This is a genomic window from Streptococcus oralis (genome assembly GCF_001578705.1).
Lineage (GTDB): Bacteria > Bacillota > Bacilli > Lactobacillales > Streptococcaceae > Streptococcus > Streptococcus oralis_J.
In genome coordinates this window covers 36,110-37,635 of sequence record NZ_KQ969039.1, presented here as the reverse complement: position 1 = coordinate 37,635, position 1,526 = coordinate 36,110, and the positions used below count along the sequence as shown (strand labels likewise).

1 protein-coding gene and 1 pseudogene are annotated in these 1,526 nt (G+C 38.2%); both read left to right on the top strand.

From position 1 onward, the window contains the following. Window positions 1–833: pseudogene (locus SORDD05_RS08250) on the top strand (hypothetical protein); the annotation flags it as partial. 3 nt (window positions 834–836) lie between these two features. Continuing rightward, on the top strand, window positions 837–1,526 hold a 690-nt coding region (locus tag SORDD05_RS08245; RefSeq protein ID WP_061418923.1), incomplete at its 3' end, for a hypothetical protein.

The window sequence follows — 1,526 nt, the reverse complement described above, 5'->3', positions numbered from 1 at the left end:
TCGAGAATTCTAAAACTCTGCACGAAGAACTAATCCGTTATATTCGACATTATAATCCAGAAACGGCCTTTGACTTGAGTCAGATGAGTGAACAGGATCTCCAGACCTTGGGTCGTACGATCTCTCTTGCCTCCCATGGGAATGGCGGTAAGAAACCTCAGGAACTGATTGATTTCTTGAAAGGGAATGAAGTTACGTTTGAGAAGGAGATCACAGTATATGACGATGGTCAGCACTATCTCAAGAGTAAAATCCAGATAAAAGGTCACTTCAAAGGGGAAAGTGCCATCACTTTTAACACTAAATATAAAGATGGTAAGTTAAGTCAAGAAGGAGAGTATAGCGTAGGGGGACTGAGTACAGATTTCCTAGATGAAAAGCCCAATTATAAGACGAAGATAGGACTAAAGGACTATTCTATAACGGGTGAGTTCAGTCTAGCAGACAAGATTAGTTCAAGCTATAGCAAACTTGCGCCCAACCTTTCCATTGGCTTTGGCTATAAGAATCGCTCTCTTGAGGTTGGTACCAAGTCAGAGGATGGTTATCGTGTTTCCTATGTAAAAGAACATAACCAGGTCAAACAAGACTATGCGACAGTTAAGACGACTAATGAGACGGGAGTGAGAACGGTGGATCATCTCCAAAGAACATTTGACTATGTCGCAGAGCATCCAGTTGAGTCTATTTTCGCAATAGGAGTTGTTGTTGTTGCTGTAGCAGTTGCTCCTTCAGCTATCGCTGCTGCAGGAGCTGTGCTAACTGCAAAATTACTAGGAGGATTAACTAGCATCCTTATTGGAATATCTATTTTTAATAATAAAGGGGAGTAATATATGAAATTAGTAAAAAAAATAGTAAGTAGGGCGACAGAAAACACTCTTTTACAAATAGAGACTGTTATTCTAATTAGTTCAGCTGTAGCACTAGCTATTGGAGCAGTAGGAGTTTTTTTAGAACACCAACCTGAAACAAAAAGGTGGGGGTTAATACTTGCTTTACTGATGTTGTTTGTAGCTATCTGGAGTTTATATCTACGTTTTGTCCTAAACAAAGTTATTTATCTAATGTTAAACGATGCTATTAATCTTAAGCTCTATGTAGACATGTTCAGGGTTCAATCAGAAAAGTCTATTAAGCCCTTTAGGGCAACATATCGTGAGTATTACCAATTTATCCAAGGTCAAGTGGCTTATCTAAAAGGAGATTTTCAATCTGCCAAGGAAAATATGTCCAAGTATAATTTGAAAAAAATTTGGGGTAGATTAAGAGACTATACATTTTTAATATCAACCTATGAACTATTAAAAGTTTCCATCCATCTTCAAGATGAGCGAGACATTGCTTTCTTTGAGGAACAATTGTCCAAGGCGCCAGATTCGAAAGATGGTAAAGCTAAACTAGTCGCCCAAACTCAAGCCATAAAAGATATTGTGTTCAATAAAGAAGTGAACGACTACTTCGATACCACAGAACCCGAAAATAAGCTAGCTCGAATCATGTTCTCTTATTATGGAGCTCTCAAT